Here is a 15,436-nt window from a genome sequence, read left to right as displayed (position 1 = left end):
AAGGAAGAAAGACATTGAATCAAGCATTCAAAGCATTAGCAGATCCAACAAGGCGAAAAATTTTAGACTTATTAAAAGAAGGCGATCTAACCGCTGGTGAGATTGCTGAACATTTCAATATGACAAAACCAAGTATTTCACACCACTTAAATGCACTTAAAAATGCTGAACTTATTCAAGATGAAAAGAAAGGGCAATTCGTTATGTACTCTTTAAACACAACGGTCTTTCAAGATTTATTGACTTGGGTGTTTACATTTACGAATAAGGGGGAAGAGGAGAAATGAGAAAGCATCTTTTTGCAATCTTATTAATTGTTATAACTTGTTTAGCTTGGGCGTTTGCTTGGCCACATTTGCCGGATACAATTGCAACGCATTGGAGCGGCGGTAAAGTAGATGGATATTCTTCTAAATTGTATGGAATGGTTTCTATGATTGGAATTATGATTGTTTTATATATTTTTCTAAACGTGTTACCAAAGATTGACCCAAAGAAAGCAAATTACGAGAAGTTCTCTAAAGCTTTTATGATGATGAATAACGGGATACTACTGCTACTATTTGTAGGGAATATAGATATTATTACAAGTGGATTAGGATACAACTTATTCATTAATCGTGTGCCGGAATTATTAGTTGGTATTTTATTTATAGTCATCGGAAACTATTTACCACAATGTAAACCAAACTACTTTGTAGGTATAAAAACACCGTGGACATTAAGTAACGAAGAAGTGTGGAGAAAAACGCACCGTTTTAGCGGAAAGGTGTTTGTTGCATTGGGGATCATTATGATTTTAAGTGTTTTTGCACCAGTGGCGTGGAAATCTTTCGTAATGGTTGGAATTATTATTGGTGCAGTAGGATTAACGATGGGATATTCATATATTGCTTATAAAAAAGAAATAGGGGCCTAATAAAAAATTATGGGGGAGAGAGGATGAAAAGACACGTATTACCATGGAGTTTAATTATTGGCATTGCAATTGGATGGTATATTGTATGGACATATTTACCAGAACAAATTCCACGCCATTATAATGCAGCAGGAGTAGTAGATGGATATTTTTCTAAAATAGAAGCAAGTTCTGTTTCAATAGGTAGCATGATGTTGCTGTATTTGATATGGCTAGCTCTTGGGTATATTGATGTAACGAAAGATAAGTATAAACAGCATGCTAAAGTCCTTTCCGCAATCCATTATGCAATTCTTTTAATAGGATTCGGTTGTAACTTATTTGCACTATTAGCCGCGTCTAATTATATTGCATCGGGCTCAATTGCATTTAATTTTGGGCTTGGAACATTGTTTCTTGTACTAGGTAATTACATGCAACAAACGAAGCCGAACGGGTTAGTAGGCATTCGAATGGACTGGACATTAGAAAATCCTGTAGTTTGGAGGAAAACACACCGATTTGCTTCGAGGGTATTTGTAATAGGTTCACTTTGTATATATGCCGGGGCTTTGCTTCCAGATCCATTTAATATTTTTATAGGGATTGGAATGATATTAATATGCATTATCGTATCAACAATAAAGTCATATAGTATTTATAAAGAAGAGTTGAAAATGTAAATAAAGCTGCTTTTCCTTTTAGGGAAGAGCAGCTTTGTTTTTAGGGTATTCGAATTACTATATTTAATAAGTTATATTCAAATTTTTAATTAACCAAGGCTTTATCAATGACAGAACTGTTATAGGTTGCATAGCCTTAGTGTGATCCATATCATTTCCTCTTAAGATTTCTATATCCCATCCAAGATGTTCTAACTTTTGTTTGTTTTTTTGAAGTATACCAATAATATCAACTACTACATTGCCAAAATTTTCACCGTAAACAATAGTGTCTTTTTCCCCAGAAAACGCTAATCTCGGAATGATTAGTTTATGTTGGATGTCTTGATCATCAAACTCCATCAAATTCTCGTACATTGTAACAAACTGTTTAGTTTGACTCATGTCGATCTTTATCTGTATGTTATCCCAATCAATTTTTTCAGGATTAATATGTGCTTGATCAATAACAGGAGAATTGTGATTATTCACAGCTTGCTCGTATGTTTTATTTGTTACTACCATCATTTCTTTATATGGACCATCTATTGGTGGAAACCCGCCCATGATTATACTGTCTAATCTATCCGTTCGAATGGCTAATTGTAACCCAGCTAAAGCTAACCAAGAGTAACCATAATAACTAAACTTATTAATATTCATTTCGTCAGCAATTGTTAATAGGTCTTTTACTATATTTTCAGGTGTGAGATTCTCTGGATTTGGATGTTGCAAACGATGACCTTCGTAGTCAAAATATAAAATCTGAAACTTATCTATGAGTCCATCAATAAAATGTTTTCCAAATTCAGGATCTACCCCCCACAACTTTAAAGTTTCAGCATCTTGCCCATATACAGATTCTTTAGCAACTGGGAGCATGATTGTTCTAAATTTTGGATTTCCAACCAAACCAACCTTTAATACTGATTCGTCCGTAAGTTTTATGATTTTCTCCATTTCTATCACTCCTAAATTGTTTATACTAAAATCATATAACATTCATGCAATCTTCCGGATTTATGATTTTTTTCTCGTATATATAAGGATTTTATTTGAAATATGTTAATGTAGCACTTTAAGGTTTAACTTTAAAAAGGAGTTAATAAATGAAGACATATAGTCCTAAACAAATTGCGAATGTCTTAAATGTTAGCACAACAACTTTGAGAAGATATGAAGAACAAAATCTCATTCCTGTTGTGCCAAGAACGGAAAGTAATCACCGGTTTTATACATCGATACACTTTCAAGCATTTATTACCATTAGAGCATTATTAAAAGGATATGATATACCTATTGTTTATAAAGTTATGAGGATGATTAAAAACGTAAAGTTTGAAGAAGCACTCTGGTTAATTAATGAACAGCAATTCAATATTCAGGTGGAGAAAAAGCGAGTAGAAGAAATACTAAACATGATTCGAAATGCTGATTTTACTAAATATAAAAATGTAGAGTTAAGTGAACGTATGAGCATTGGAGAGGCTGCAAAAATAGCAGGCGTAAATACTTCGGCTATCCGTCATTGGGAACATGAAGGGTTAGTCCACTCAGAAAGAAATAAAGAAAACGGTTATAGAATGTTTCCAATATCAGAACTGCGTAAAATACTGGTTATAAGCAGTTTGAGAAAAACCGTGTATTATATAGAAAATATGAAAAGCTTGCTAGATGATTTAGAAACATTACCTTATGGAAAAATTGAACGTTCCTTTCAGTTGGCTTTAGAAAACTTGAACACTCAACTATTACTCCAATTTAAAGGAATGGAAGAACTGATGAAATATATACACTTTTACGAGTAAGCAAATATGTAAAAAGAGCTAAGCACAATGCTTAGCTCTTTCCTTTTGTTATCACTTCTTTAAAAACGGTATCCAAATTTCACTTTTGAAGTTTGGAGAAGATATATCTTTCTGCTCATTCCACAATATTTCCGGCCCTTCCGCTAGTTCATAGTTCGAAGAAGGGAACCATTCAGAATAAATACGTCCCCATACATTTTGTAGTGCATCAGGAAACGGCCCGACAGCTTCAAATATAGCCCATGTTGAAGCTGCGACTTCAAGTTGTACGAATTGCTCTGGGCAATCTTTCGTTGTGGCTACTCCAATGTAGTGATCGAGTTCGCCTTTTTCCTCCATTCTTCCTTCAGAAAAATTAGTAGAGGCACTAATAATTCCAGTAGGTTCAATGTTTGAAAGGGACTTTAATGTTTGAATAGACTCTGGGTTTAAACTTTTCCACATAGAAGCAATTTCTTCATTTACACCATTAAAAACGATTGGTACTCGTTTTGTAATACCTATAATTCGAAATGGCTCTTTTTCTTCAATTCGATAATTCATTTCATTTCCTCCTTGAATGGATAATTGGAAGGTCATTGGTGAATAAGCCTTCAAAGAATGGCTACTATTTCGGGCTTCTGAAGGTGTTATACCGTGCAAGTTTTGAAATGCACGAGCGAATGAATCTGGTGAGTTGTATCCATATTTTATAGCGATATCAATGACTTTTACATTGCTGTTTTTTAGTTCAAAGGCAGCGAGAGTAAGACGTCTACAGCGAATATATTCTGATAGTGATATACCTGCTAAAAACGAAAACATTCTTTTAAAGTGATACTCAGAACAAAGAGCTAGCCTCGCAACTTCTTTAAAATCAATTTCATTCGTAAGGTTATCTTCAATATAGCGCATTGCAGCATTCATATTTTTAAGTGAATCCATATTATGACCTCCTCTGTACATAGAATAGCAGGAACGAAATAGCTCCATCCGACATTTCGTGCACAACTTTGTAGGTGCATTTTTTACCTTACAAAATTGTAATGTTCCTGTAAGGAGAATGAATGGATGGTATGATATCCCAATGTTATAGTAACAAAGTACTTTAATTCATTACGTTAACTTTTTGATTTCTTTACTTATGTGCCTTACATAACTGTCATGTTTGTGTAAGAAACATCGATAGTGGCAAGAGTAGAGAGTGTATATAGTTGAAAATAGAGAATAGATGAAATGAGGGATGTCGAGATGAAAACAGTGCTAGAAGCAAAAAATATTGAAAAAGTATATGACACGGGTGGTAATAAATTTGCAGCGTTAAAAGGTATTAACTTACAAGTAAAAGAAGGTGAGTTCGTTGGAATTATGGGACCTTCAGGTTCTGGTAAGACGACTCTACTAAATGTTCTTTCTACAATTGATAATGCGACGAACGGTGAAATTTTAATTGATGGAAAAGATATCGTAAAAATGAATGACGATAAGTTAGCGTTATTCCGCCGCGATCATTTAGGTTTCATTTTCCAAGATTATAACTTATTAGATACGTTAACGGTGAAAGAGAATATCGCTTTACCACTTGCGTTATCAAAGGTGAAAGCGAGTGAGATTGATCGCCGCGTTCTTGAAATCTCAAAGAAATTCGGTATTGATCATATTTTAAGTCAGTTCCCATATCAAGTATCTGGTGGACAGAAGCAGCGCTGCGCAGCATCACGTGCGATTGTTACGAATCCAAGTATGATTTTCGGAGACGAGCCAACTGGAGCGCTTGATTCTAAATCTGCAACAGATTTACTTGAAAGTATGAAGTCGTTAAACGAATATGATAACTCAACAATTTTAATGGTAACGCATGATGCATTTGCAGCAAGTTATTGTAAACGAGTTATTTTCATTAAAGATGGTGAACTATATAAAGAATTGCACCGCGGTGAATCGACGCGTAAACAGTTCTTCCAAAAAATTGTTGATGTAATGTCTTCTATTTCTGGGGGTATGGCTGATGACCTTATCTAGCATTGCCCTCCGCAACATACAGCGGAACTTTAAAGACTACTTTGTATATTTTGCATCTATGATTTTTAGTATCGTTATTTATTTTACATTTAAAGCATTGCAATACAATTCACAAATGGAAAAAGCTGCAGAAGCTTCAAAAAAAATTAGCGGAGCGTTCCAAGTTTCAAGTGTCATGCTTATCATTTTCGTAGCAGTGTTTATTATATATTCGAACGGTTTCTTTACACGTAAACGTAAAAAAGAAGTTGGCTTATATTCGTTATTAGGTATCCGTAAAAGACAAATTGGTAAAATGCTCTTTTATGAAAATATGTTAATGGGATTAATGTCTTTAATTATCGGTATTGCGATTGGTAGTGTCCTTTCAAAATTATTCCTTGAACTGCTAGTAAGCATGATGGGATTAAACTTAAATGTTCATTTTGAAGTACCGATGGCTGCCATTATTGATACAGCACTTATTTTCTTTGTGATTATTTTATATACATCACTTCAAGGATATCGTTTAATTTATCGATTTAAGCTAATTGAACTTTTCCGCGCCGAACGTGAAGGAGAAGCAATGCCAAAAGGATCAGTTATTATGGCATTAATTTCAGTTATCTTAATCGGTTCAGGTTATTTTTTAGCATTAATGTTCATGAAAGCAGTTAAATATGCAGACTTTATGGCAGTTGCACTTTATATTTTATTGGCGACAGTATTAGGTACGTACTTACTATTTATGTTCTTTACAGTATTCGTATTGAAACGTGCAAGAAATAATAAATCATCGTTTTATAACGGTATGAATATGGTAACGACGTCGCAGCTACTATATCGTATTAAAGGAAATGCAAAATCACTTGCGACAATTTCTATTTTAAGTGCGGTAACATTAACAGCGGTTGGTACGTCTGTTACGATGTATTACAACACATTTACGCAATCAAAAGCAGTTGCACCATATAGCTATTCTTATGAGAAAAAAGATGCAGCGCTTGATAAGAAAGTAAATGCGATTTTTGCAGAAGAGAAGAAAGATCATCCGATTAAAGATCAATTTGAAATTGAGACAGTTCCTGTAAAAGGGAAGTTTGAAGGAGATAAAGTTGATTTCATCTTTAATATGAACTACAGTATCTCAGAGAAATATCAATTTATGTCTCAATCTGAATTTAATAAGCTTGCTAAGAAAATCGACGCAGAAACAGTGAATGTAGCTGCTGATGAAGCATTTATATATGATAGTTCGTATATTGAAGGACATGAGTTTAGTCCACAATATAAAGGAAACAAAGCAGTATTCCAAATTGGGAACGAAACGAAGCAATTAAAAATCCAAGGTGCAAATGACGTTGCGATTACAAATTTAGGTGAATTAGTTGTTGTCGTTTCAGATGAAATGTATGAACAAGCGAAACAAGCATTTGGAACACGTATTGTAAAAAATATTGATGTGAAAGATGAGAAAAACAGTAAAGTGTTAACGGAAAAATTAACAAAAGTGATGCCAGCTGGTGAATCAGAAATGGTGTTATCATTTAGAGATTTCTACACTGGTTTCCATATGGGGCTTGAAGGAACAGGATTAATGATGTTTATTGGAATGTTCTTAGGGCTTGTATTCTTACTAGCAACAGGTTCTATCATTTACTTTAAACAATTAACAGAAGCAAATGCTGATCGTGAGCGTTATGTTGTACTTCACAAAATAGGGGTCACAAAACAAGAAATGAAAAAAGCTATTGCAAAACAAGTAAGCTTTATCTTTGCAATCCCGTTAGTAATCGGAATCCTGCACAGCTTGTTTGCATTAAAAGGTTTAGGGAACATACTACCATTTGAAATTATGATTCCGCTTCTAATTAGTATCGGAGTATACGGTGCTATTTATATTGGATATTACTTCTTAACTGTTCGTTCTTATTATAAGATCGTGAGTGCGAAGTAATAAGGGGCAGCTATCGCTACAGGCGATAGCTGTTTTTTTATTCTTCATAAAATCTTAAGAAACTTCCTCAATTTTTATTAAGAAACGATAGTTATACTTAGACACAAGTTAAAAACTACCGAACGAATGAGGAGAGGTTTATATGCAACTCATAACATTCTTACATGAATTTATGAAACATCCGAAACATACTGGTGCAATTGCGCCAAGTTCAAAAATATTAGCAAAGAAAATGGTCGATGTAATTGATTTTAATAAAGCGAAATGTATTGTAGAGTTAGGGCCTGGTACAGGGGTCTTTACGAAAGAGATTATGAAGAGAAAAAAGAAGGAAACAATATTTTTTCTTATTGAAATTAATGAAGTGTTTTGCAAAGAGCTAAAGAGAAAATTTAAAGATGAGCAGAACGTCATTGTTGTGCACGGTTCAGCTGAAAATATAAAGAAGTATATGGAAGAGTTCCATATAGAATGCGTGGATTACGTTTTATCGGGATTACCTTTTACTTCTTTACCAGAAGAAGTTTCAAAACGTATTTTAAACAATGTAATGGAAGCGATACATGAGAATGGTGAATTTATTACATTTCAATATTCACTTGTGAAAAAAGGATTTATACAGCACTTCTTTCCTGAAATTACGCTAGAGAAAGTGTGGCTCAATTTCCCACCAGCGTACGTCTTTAGCTGTAAAAAAGAGCTAAGGAGAGCGTATGCATAATGGAATTACATGAATTATTATCCTATATTGAGCAGTACGGTTATTGGGCATTATTTTTCTGTTTATGGTTAGGTATTATCGGTATGCCAATTCCAGATGAAATGATTGTTATGAGCGGAGGCTTTGTATCTTCATTAGGTATATTAAATGTTATTCCTGCGTTTTTATTAACGTATTTAGGCGTTGTGTCCGGACTTTCTTTAGGCTATATATTAGGGAAAATATTTGGTACAAAAGTACTTGATAAGCTAATGAAAAAGAAAAAAGCAAAGTATGTTGTGAAATCGCAAGAGATGGTAGAGAAGTATGGTCATTATGCATTAGTTACAAGTTACTTCATACCAGTTGTAAGACATGTTGTACCGTATTTAGTTGGAATGAATAACATGTCATTTAAGACGTATGCTTTGTATTCTTATACGACAGGATTTCTTTGGACACTCGTTTACTTTGTGCTAGGTTCTTTATTTGGACAACATATTGAAAGAATTGTAGCAGTTGCGATAGAGTATGGTGTGTATTTTGGCGGGAGCATTGCATTGATTGTGAGTGTGTTTTATTTTTACAGACAAAAAAGAAATACAGTGATGAGTAAATAAAGGAGGCGGCAGCCTCCTTTTATTATTAATATGGCTTTATTTATCGAAGTGCTGATGCAAAGCCCTGTTACATTAAGAAAAAGTTAAGAAACCGTACGAGTTTTTATTAAGAAATGCTCTCTATACTTAGAAAGGTCTTATAGAAAAACATAATGAAAGGCGGCATATAGATGAAAAGATTTATTTTAGGATCATTACTTGTCATCATAGCAGGAGCGGCATATTTGTTAAATGGGAGTGCTACGATTGATAGAGTGAATCCATTTATTGATTTAGAGAACCATTACGCAATTATTGATAATGATGGAAAAGAATTAGGTGGAAATAAAGGCCGTGAGTATACAGTGAAAGCTTATGATGAGAAAGGTGAGGCAAAAGAAGTTACGATTAGTGAGGTTGATGAGTTACCGAAAGGTTCGTATTGGCATGTAATTACAAGAGGGAAGTTTTTACATGACAAAGTGCAAGTAACGATAGAGAAAATTCCTGAAGGTGCGAAGGCAAAGTTAGGATTGTAAATATAAACCCGATTCTTGATGAGAGAATCGGGTTTGTTATTTTATGGTAAAATTTAGAGGGGAGGAGTGAGAGGCATGCTACTTATTGTTAGCCTTATATTGATTGGGATTATGTGCAGTATGAGAATAGTATCCTTACATATGATAGAACGACAAAAGATAGAAGAGCGATATGTATATTGCCCAAAATGTGATGTGAAAATTAGAAAAGGGAATGCTGCGCCTTTTTGTTCGAAATGTAATTTAATATTTTAGAGAAGGTAAAAAGGCAAAAACGAACATATTTCGGTTCGTTTTTGCCTTTTTTAATGAAGAATAAGAACAATTTTTCATTTCTCACTAATAACTTTTACAGTTACCTCCGCAAAAATAGCGTATTTTTTTAATAAAATCATTTTAAATGAAATTATTTTGGAGCTACATACGTTGAAACGTAAAATTGTTACTTATTTGTATCTATAACACTTTAAAGTGCGTACTTTTTATTGTGTTGTAGATAAGACATAATTACATACGTGAGAGGGAAATGAGTAGTGAGGAGCTAAAAAGCATCTATGTTATTTTTCATAACTATCGTGCTTTGATCGGCCAGTCCTTGTCACATTAATTGATATTCATTAAACATTTTTAAATAGATTTTAGGAGGAAATTTTAAATGAAAGATTTATTAAAAGGTACACTTGGTTTTGGTACGGCACCACTAGGTAATATGTACCGCAATATTCCGGAAGAAGAAGCAATCGCAACAGTGGATGCTGCTTGGGATAATGGTGTTCGTTACTTTGATACAGCTCCACTTTATGGATCTGGTTTAGCAGAGATTCGTCTTGGTGAAGCACTATCGAAAAGAAATCGTGATGAGTACTTCTTAAGTACAAAAGTAGGTCGAATTATTTCAGATGAATTGGAAGATCCATCTACACGTGATTTAGGTGAAAAAGGCGGACTGTTCGAATTTGGTCGTAAAAATAAAATTATCAACGACTACAGTGCGGACGCAACTCTTCGTTCTATTGAAGATAGTTTAAAACGTTTAAAAACAGATCGTCTAGATTTTGTTTATATTCATGACGTAGCACAAGATTTTTATGGAGATGAGTGGATTTCACAATTTGAAATTGCTCGAACAGGAGCATTCCGTGCACTTACTCAATTGCGTGATGAAGGTGTAATTAAAGGCTGGGGCCTTGGAGTAAATAAAGTAGAATCAATTGAACTTATGCTGGACTTAGAAGAAGCAAAACCAAATGTTTCTTTACTAGCTGGTCGCTATTCATTATTAGACCATGAGCGTGCGTTACAACGCGTAATGCCTGCGGCTGTAAAAAACAATATGGACATTGTTGTTGGTGGACCATATAGCTCAGGTGTTCTTGCTGGAGGAGCTCACTTCGAATACCAAAAAGCGTCACCAGAAATCATTGCAAAAGTTAATAAAATGAAAAACCTTGCAGATCGTCATGGAATCAGTATTAAAGCTGCTGCTTTACAATTTGCATTGGCTAATCCAGCAGTTGCTGCTGTTATTCCAGGTGCAAGTAAACCGGAACGAATTGCAGAAGACCAAGCTGCATTAAAAACAGTGATTCCGGCAGCGTTCTGGGAAGAAATGCGTGAACAAAAACTAGTTGCAGCTAATGCACCACTACCAATCAACGTTAAATAAAAAGGAGAGTAATTAACATGGCAAAGACTATTACATCTATTCAAATTCCAGCTTCACCTGAACAAGTATGGAAATTAATCGGAGGTTTTGATGCACTTCCAGATTGGTTACCGTATATTCCTAGCAGTAAAGTAACTGAAGGCGGACGTGTACGCCATTTAGCTAATCCTGATGGCGACGCGATTGTAGAGCGTTTAGAAGCATTTAATGAGAAAGAACGTTACTACACATATTCAATTATGCAAGCACCATTCCCTGTAACTAATTATTTATCTACAATCCGTGTTAAAGAAGGGAAAGATGCTAACACATCATTAGTTGAATGGTCTGGTAGCTTCACTCCTGTAGAGGTTACTGATGAAGAGGCAATTAATCTATTCTATGGAATTTATAAAGATGGTTTAGAGGCGTTACAACAAGCGTATTTAGCTTAATCAATTTATTAAACATTTGAAAGCCTGCAGTGTAACAGCTGCAGGCTTTTTTATGAGTATAGAATTTCTTTTTAAGAAAATATATCTATACTCAATGCTGTTACTTAAAGAGAACATCACGAATTATAATAGAATGAAGAAACTGTGGATGTAAAGAGGACAGAAGCACATATAGATCGAGAGCGTTACATCGTCCTTTGAAAACTCGGTGTCACGAAAAAAGAAATGAAAAAGGCAATCGCAAAACAAATGAGATTTATCTTCTTTATTCCTTTAGTAGTTGGTATAATACACACTTTATTTGCACTAAAAGGATTAGCGACAGTTATTCCGTATGAAATTGCAGTTCCGTTACTAATTAGCATCGGTGTGTATAGTGTTATTTATATTGGTTATTATTACTTAACGGTTCGTTCTTATTTCAGGGTTGTTAGTAAATGAAAATAAGGTATACAGTTTTTGAAAAAGCGAAAGAGAGCATAGTGAAAATTATGTTCTCTTTTGCTTTTTTTAGTTAAAATGAGGTGTAAATGAAGATGGTATTTAAATGGAGTGTTACATTTGGAAATTCTTATCATAGCAGGATGTTTATTAATTGGTATCACTTTAATCAGTTTCAGTATTTATCGATTTGTAAAAGAATTAAAAGAAAAAAATTCAAAGAGAGAGAAATGGAAAGTAGTAGCTGGAAATTTGATAGAGTTATTTAGTGATCCATTGCACGGAGCGCCATTCTATTTTTTAACTGGGGGTCTCTTTTTGGTAATCGGACTGTTATTTCTTTCTATGGGAATGGGCTGGCTTGAAATTGATTAAGGCGTATTAACAAAGATATTTCATAGTTGTATTGCGAAGAGGAGAGAGCAAATGCCGGTTATAAGAGATATACAATTGAGTTTTCTAAAAGTAAAAGAGCATACCAGAAACATAGAAGCATTACAGTTAACATCTACAAGCAACTACGATGAAGATATCTCTTTTGGTAAAGAGACGAGCAGTATTACTTCTTTATATTGTCGACATATGCCAAAGTTAAGAATGGATTATGAGAAAGGGATTTTGATTCATTGTGTGGATGATATTTCATTACTCGATGAGTGGGAGAAGAAATATAGAATTTTCCCTGAATATATGAATGTTTTTGTGGAGTATGAGAGTGTGAAGGATTTTCCATATTTATCAGATAGAGAGAAAAAAGAATTAGCCCTTCAAATCGTTCATGTTGAAATGAAGCGTTTAGCTGTGAAATATGATTGGGATATAGAAGAGTTAGAAAAAGTGAAGAATAAGATACTAGAATTGAATTATAGAAACGAGTTCGTATATATAAAAAAGAGTAGTCCGAATAAAAAATACGTATGTAGTATAACATGTCAGCATGAAGTGGCTTATGCTGACGTGTACTTAGAAATAAGAGAGTATAGAACGAGGCGGTTAATCAAAAAGGAAAAGCTTATTAGAGAAGAAGATATGTATAAGATGTTTCATCATGTTAGTGAAGTGGCTTGGAAGTTAAACCATAAAGTGCTACTGATGAACGATAAAGGAAAAACTGTATGGATGTTAACCTTTTTAGAGAAAGATATCCCAGCTAATTTAGTTTGGAAGATTGAAAGAATAGATTGAAAATAGATGAGAAGTGGAGTGCATATGATGGAGACACAAATCGTTATTGGAGTACCTGGTTTATGGAAAGATAGAACAGAATTAATACAAGAAGTTGTGAGTAAAAGTAACTATATATTAGCGGGAAATGTTATGCACCATAAGGAGAAAGAGATTGGCTTTGAAATTGATATATATGAACAAGACCCTTCTTTGAGAGAGGCTTTCTTCTATGCAGGTGGTGAGCGTTTTGATGAAGAATTGCTTCAGGAGTTGGAGAAGCATACTTATACAGTGTATGTTATTGCAAAAGTTGACGATACAGAGAGATTACAAGAAGTAATTGATGTAGGAATGGAACTTTTAAATGCAGGTGGACTTGCTTTAAAAGTTGAAACAGCAGGTGTGGCTTATTCGAAAGAAGAATGGCAAGAGCTTACAGAGGATAAGGAAATCTTCCCGATGTATTCGCACCTTGTAACTTTAGTTGGAGATGAAGAGGACGGTTATTATTCATGTGGAATGCAAGCATTTAATCTACCAGACGTTGTTTTAGACGGAGGGATAGATCCGGAAGTAGCTGTAGATTTATTGAATGATTTTAACCTACATAATATATTGGAAAAACCTAATTTGAAAGATGGAGATACAATTAGTTTCACAGAAGATGCTCCAGTGTATCTCTTATCTCATTATATAGATAATCGTTATGAACAAGAGGATCCATTTTATAATCCGTGTGGGGTATGGAAGTTAGAGAGTGCTTCGGCAAAGAAATCTATCTTTCAAAAATTGGGGAGTGTGCTAAAAGGATGGAAAAATACATAAAAGAACAGAGGAGTATATGTGATAAATATAAAGCGGAGTATGTAGAATCTCCGAATGACTTGAAATTAGGAATAGCGCAAAATGTGAAAGATGGTATTGTTCCGATTAATGGGTTACGAATGCCTATAGAAAACGGAACGACAGGTTGGTACATTTGGGCTGGTGAAGAAATGGGGACAGAAGAAGATTTCTTTCTTCCTTTACATGTTCAACATATTGATGAATGGGCACCTGAAATAAAGAAGTATTTAGGGTTACCACCTGGTTGGAGATTTTTAATTGCTGGAGATTACGAGGACGTGTGGTATGATCCGAATTTGTTTGATGAAGATTTAGAAGAGGATGCAGATGAATGGTACATGCATAGCATATTAGCAGAAGATATTGATGGCATCCATGCTAATTATCATACGCATGGTCTAAGAGATAACTTTAATCATCAAGATTTACAAATAGCATTAAATATGGATTCTGAAGTCGCGCATAGTGTTTTTTGTACCATAATAGAAGAAATAAAGAGCGGAAAAAAGTTTGAACAAGGGATTGAGTATACGAATATTATTGAAGGATATCCCATTATTATGAAGTCTTTCGTAGAGATGGATCGAGAAGTTTTGAGGGTTTTATTACCTGATGAAAGAGGGATTCTTCCTACTAGGTCAGAGTGTGATGAGTGTTATAAGACTCAATTGGATAGTATTGAGGAAATTTGATAAAAAAAGAGCTTGAAACTATTCAAGCTCTTTTTTTATCACTATTTATGTCCTAAAATATGCTCAATCTCATGCAAACTTAATTTACTTGCCTTAGCAATCGTTTCAAGTGGTATACCAAGATCATACATATTTTTAATCATTTGAATTTTCCCCTGTTGAATGCCTTTTTCAATGCCTTTTTCAAGCCCTTTTTTAATTCCTTGTTCCATTCCTCTTTTTATTCCTTCTGTCTCTGCATGGGCGAATTTTGCTGCTTCATCCATTAAAACTTTCTCCCTTGCGTCATAGGCTTGTCGGAAAGAAGAATCCTGACTCATACGTTCCCATTTATTTATTGCTTTTTGTAAAATAGGGTCTTGGTTCATAGCAATATCCTCCAATAGTTTAGTTAAGTGCTCGTCCTCATTTGCTGAAAGCAATAAAAGCCAACGAACAAATGGATCTTTCCACGGATTTACTTTTTCTTCATGCCATTGTTCAGTTAACTTTGGAATTTCTATAATGTGGATTTCTATGTCTTCACTCAGGATTTTTTGTTGTTGTGTATTCCATAATATGCTCGTTGTATGGAAGGCTGGGTGTTCCGAAAACATTACGAAGTTTAGTAAGTTTATGGTGATGGTTTTGTGAAGTGCACTGTAGGGCATCCCTTTTTGTAGTTGAGATGTGTATAGTCTTCCCCAATAATATAAACTGCGTTTAACCATATCGTGATTATTATTGAGTTGTATTTCTACATTAACTTTTGTTCCTGTGTCTAATGTCGCTGAAATGTCTAAAATAGATAACTTATCCTCTTCATATTCCCTGTGTAAATGTGGATCTTCTAGTTGTAGAGAAGCAATGGGCGACTCTAAAGACTCTTGTAACATAGCATTTAAAAATGCAATTAGAATATCTTCGCTACCATTCGTACCAAACAATTGTTTAAATGCAAAATCAATGCGTAAATTAACTAACTGTTGGTTGAACAAAGTTTGTCCTCTCCCTTATATGAAGGTGCTTCTTTCCTTCATTGTACATAAAAAGAACTAGAGTATGCAA

Annotated in this window: 19 protein-coding genes and 1 pseudogene; 17 read left to right on the top strand and 3 right to left on the bottom strand. The window is 34.3% G+C overall.

Translation table 11 applies throughout. The features are described from left to right. Positions 1-14 precede the first annotated feature (14 nt). Genes V6946_RS25825 through V6946_RS25815 form a run of 3 tightly spaced genes read left to right on the top strand, consistent with a single transcriptional unit; the run spans position 15 to position 1,581 of the window. The gene (locus V6946_RS25825; protein ID WP_006929205.1) at positions 15-287 is read left to right on the top strand and encodes an autorepressor SdpR family transcription factor; all 273 of its coding nucleotides are present in this window, start codon (positions 15-17) and stop codon (positions 285-287) included. Further along, on the top strand, positions 284-919 hold the full coding sequence (locus V6946_RS25820) for an SdpI family protein (RefSeq protein ID WP_006929204.1): 636 nt from the start codon (positions 284-286) through the stop codon (positions 917-919). The genes V6946_RS25825 and V6946_RS25820 overlap by 4 nt, the downstream gene beginning before the upstream one ends. A gap of 23 nt (positions 920-942) precedes the next feature. Beyond that, positions 943-1,581 carry an SdpI family protein gene (locus V6946_RS25815; protein WP_006929202.1) on the top strand — a complete coding sequence of 213 codons (639 nt, stop codon included), beginning with the start codon at positions 943-945 and terminating at the stop codon, positions 1,579-1,581. 63 nt (positions 1,582-1,644) lie between these two features. Here V6946_RS25815 and V6946_RS25810 read toward each other — a convergent pair whose 3' ends face one another. Further along, positions 1,645-2,520 carry an alpha/beta fold hydrolase gene (locus V6946_RS25810; protein WP_000411236.1) on the bottom strand — a complete coding sequence of 292 codons (876 nt, stop codon included), beginning with the start codon at positions 2,518-2,520 and terminating at the stop codon, positions 1,645-1,647. A 149-nt stretch (positions 2,521-2,669) separates the two neighbouring features. On the opposite strand from V6946_RS25810, the gene V6946_RS25805 reads away from it, so the two are divergent. After that, positions 2,670-3,368, top strand: coding sequence for a MerR family DNA-binding transcriptional regulator (locus V6946_RS25805; protein WP_000861047.1), 699 nt, complete (start codon positions 2,670-2,672; stop codon positions 3,366-3,368). A 51-nt stretch (positions 3,369-3,419) separates the two neighbouring features. Here V6946_RS25805 and V6946_RS25800 read toward each other — a convergent pair whose 3' ends face one another. Further along, the gene (locus V6946_RS25800) at positions 3,420-4,292 is read right to left on the bottom strand and encodes an AraC family transcriptional regulator (RefSeq protein WP_006929199.1); all 873 of its coding nucleotides are present in this window, start codon (positions 4,290-4,292) and stop codon (positions 3,420-3,422) included. A gap of 306 nt (positions 4,293-4,598) precedes the next feature. Here V6946_RS25800 and V6946_RS25795 point away from each other — a divergent pair, with 306 nt between their 5' ends. From V6946_RS25795 to V6946_RS25735, 13 genes and pseudogenes are all read left to right on the top strand, one after another. Next, on the top strand, positions 4,599-5,369 hold the full coding sequence (locus V6946_RS25795) for an ABC transporter ATP-binding protein (protein ID WP_000859655.1): 771 nt from the start codon (positions 4,599-4,601) through the stop codon (positions 5,367-5,369). Further along, positions 5,356-7,305: an ABC transporter permease gene (locus tag V6946_RS25790; protein ID WP_000176132.1), complete on the top strand. Its 1,950-nt coding sequence runs from the start codon at positions 5,356-5,358 to the stop codon at positions 7,303-7,305. The genes V6946_RS25795 and V6946_RS25790 overlap by 14 nt, the downstream gene beginning before the upstream one ends. Positions 7,306-7,447: 142 nt before the next feature. Next, positions 7,448-8,026, top strand: a complete 579-nt coding sequence (locus tag V6946_RS25785) for a class I SAM-dependent methyltransferase (protein WP_006929198.1) — start codon at positions 7,448-7,450, stop codon at positions 8,024-8,026. After that, the gene (locus V6946_RS25780; RefSeq protein WP_000418905.1) at positions 8,026-8,625 is read left to right on the top strand and encodes a DedA family protein; all 600 of its coding nucleotides are present in this window, start codon (positions 8,026-8,028) and stop codon (positions 8,623-8,625) included. Before V6946_RS25785 ends, V6946_RS25780 begins: the two co-directional genes overlap by 1 nt. Positions 8,626-8,795: 170 nt before the next feature. Beyond that, positions 8,796-9,143 (top strand): YxeA family protein, encoded by a 348-nt coding sequence (locus V6946_RS25775; protein ID WP_000819384.1) that lies wholly within the window; start codon positions 8,796-8,798, stop codon positions 9,141-9,143. 75 nt (positions 9,144-9,218) lie between these two features. Beyond that, positions 9,219-9,398 (top strand): hypothetical protein, encoded by a 180-nt coding sequence (locus tag V6946_RS25770; protein WP_016123498.1) that lies wholly within the window; start codon positions 9,219-9,221, stop codon positions 9,396-9,398. A gap of 400 nt (positions 9,399-9,798) precedes the next feature. Then, complete coding sequence (locus tag V6946_RS25765; RefSeq protein WP_006929197.1) at positions 9,799-10,809, top strand: aldo/keto reductase; 1,011 nt, start codon at positions 9,799-9,801, stop codon at positions 10,807-10,809. Between the two features lie 17 nt (positions 10,810-10,826). Then, positions 10,827-11,243: an SRPBCC family protein gene (locus V6946_RS25760; protein WP_006929196.1), complete on the top strand. Its 417-nt coding sequence runs from the start codon at positions 10,827-10,829 to the stop codon at positions 11,241-11,243. A gap of 159 nt (positions 11,244-11,402) precedes the next feature. Continuing rightward, positions 11,403-11,684 (top strand): annotated as a pseudogene (locus tag V6946_RS25755) (ABC transporter permease); the annotation flags it as partial. A gap of 120 nt (positions 11,685-11,804) precedes the next feature. Next, a complete protein-coding gene (locus V6946_RS25750; protein WP_000404317.1) occupies positions 11,805-12,059 on the top strand; it encodes a hypothetical protein in 255 nt (84 codons plus the stop codon). Between the two features lie 51 nt (positions 12,060-12,110). Next, positions 12,111-12,869 (top strand): hypothetical protein, encoded by a 759-nt coding sequence (locus V6946_RS25745; protein ID WP_006929192.1) that lies wholly within the window; start codon positions 12,111-12,113, stop codon positions 12,867-12,869. Positions 12,870-12,896: 27 nt separating this feature from the next. Continuing rightward, positions 12,897-13,676 carry a DUF4261 domain-containing protein gene (locus V6946_RS25740; RefSeq protein WP_042867582.1) on the top strand — a complete coding sequence of 260 codons (780 nt, stop codon included), beginning with the start codon at positions 12,897-12,899 and terminating at the stop codon, positions 13,674-13,676. After that, complete coding sequence (locus V6946_RS25735; RefSeq protein WP_197228469.1) at positions 13,661-14,389, top strand: DUF4262 domain-containing protein; 729 nt, start codon at positions 13,661-13,663, stop codon at positions 14,387-14,389. The genes V6946_RS25740 and V6946_RS25735 overlap by 16 nt, the downstream gene beginning before the upstream one ends. 41 nt (positions 14,390-14,430) lie before the next feature. Here the strand turns inward: V6946_RS25735 and V6946_RS25730 are convergent, their stop codons facing one another. After that, a complete protein-coding gene (locus V6946_RS25730; RefSeq protein ID WP_149149970.1) occupies positions 14,431-15,366 on the bottom strand; it encodes an Rpn family recombination-promoting nuclease/putative transposase in 936 nt (311 codons plus the stop codon). Between the last annotated feature and the right edge of the window lie 70 nt (positions 15,367-15,436).

The sequence above is a fragment of the Bacillus sp. PPSBB_2 genome (assembly GCF_045291115.1).
Classification (GTDB): Bacteria; Bacillota; Bacilli; order Bacillales; family Bacillaceae_G; genus Bacillus_A; species Bacillus_A cereus.
Note: the sequence above shows the minus strand (reverse complement) of the source record. Positions and strands in the feature narration are given on the sequence as shown.

Coding starts and splice junctions, on each gene's coding strand:
- V6946_RS25805 (WP_000861047.1), top strand. CDS start 2,670: ATGAAGACATATAGTCCTAAACAAATTGCGAATGTCTTAAATGTTAGC.
- V6946_RS25790 (WP_000176132.1), top strand. CDS start 5,356: ATGACCTTATCTAGCATTGCCCTCCGCAACATACAGCGGAACTTTAAA.
- V6946_RS25735 (WP_197228469.1), top strand. CDS start 13,661: ATGGAAAAATACATAAAAGAACAGAGGAGTATATGTGATAAATATAAA.
- V6946_RS25820 (WP_006929204.1), top strand. CDS start 284: ATGAGAAAGCATCTTTTTGCAATCTTATTAATTGTTATAACTTGTTTA.
- V6946_RS25770 (WP_016123498.1), top strand. CDS start 9,219: ATGCTACTTATTGTTAGCCTTATATTGATTGGGATTATGTGCAGTATG.
- V6946_RS25795 (WP_000859655.1), top strand. CDS start 4,599: ATGAAAACAGTGCTAGAAGCAAAAAATATTGAAAAAGTATATGACACG.
- V6946_RS25785 (WP_006929198.1), top strand. CDS start 7,448: ATGCAACTCATAACATTCTTACATGAATTTATGAAACATCCGAAACAT.
- V6946_RS25780 (WP_000418905.1), top strand. CDS start 8,026: ATGGAATTACATGAATTATTATCCTATATTGAGCAGTACGGTTATTGG.
- V6946_RS25800 (WP_006929199.1), bottom strand. CDS start 4,292: ATGGATTCACTTAAAAATATGAATGCTGCAATGCGCTATATTGAAGAT.
- V6946_RS25740 (WP_042867582.1), top strand. CDS start 12,897: ATGGAGACACAAATCGTTATTGGAGTACCTGGTTTATGGAAAGATAGA.
- V6946_RS25760 (WP_006929196.1), top strand. CDS start 10,827: ATGGCAAAGACTATTACATCTATTCAAATTCCAGCTTCACCTGAACAA.
- V6946_RS25815 (WP_006929202.1), top strand. CDS start 943: ATGAAAAGACACGTATTACCATGGAGTTTAATTATTGGCATTGCAATT.
- V6946_RS25810 (WP_000411236.1), bottom strand. CDS start 2,520: ATGGAGAAAATCATAAAACTTACGGACGAATCAGTATTAAAGGTTGGT.
- V6946_RS25745 (WP_006929192.1), top strand. CDS start 12,111: ATGCCGGTTATAAGAGATATACAATTGAGTTTTCTAAAAGTAAAAGAG.
- V6946_RS25775 (WP_000819384.1), top strand. CDS start 8,796: ATGAAAAGATTTATTTTAGGATCATTACTTGTCATCATAGCAGGAGCG.
- V6946_RS25765 (WP_006929197.1), top strand. CDS start 9,799: ATGAAAGATTTATTAAAAGGTACACTTGGTTTTGGTACGGCACCACTA.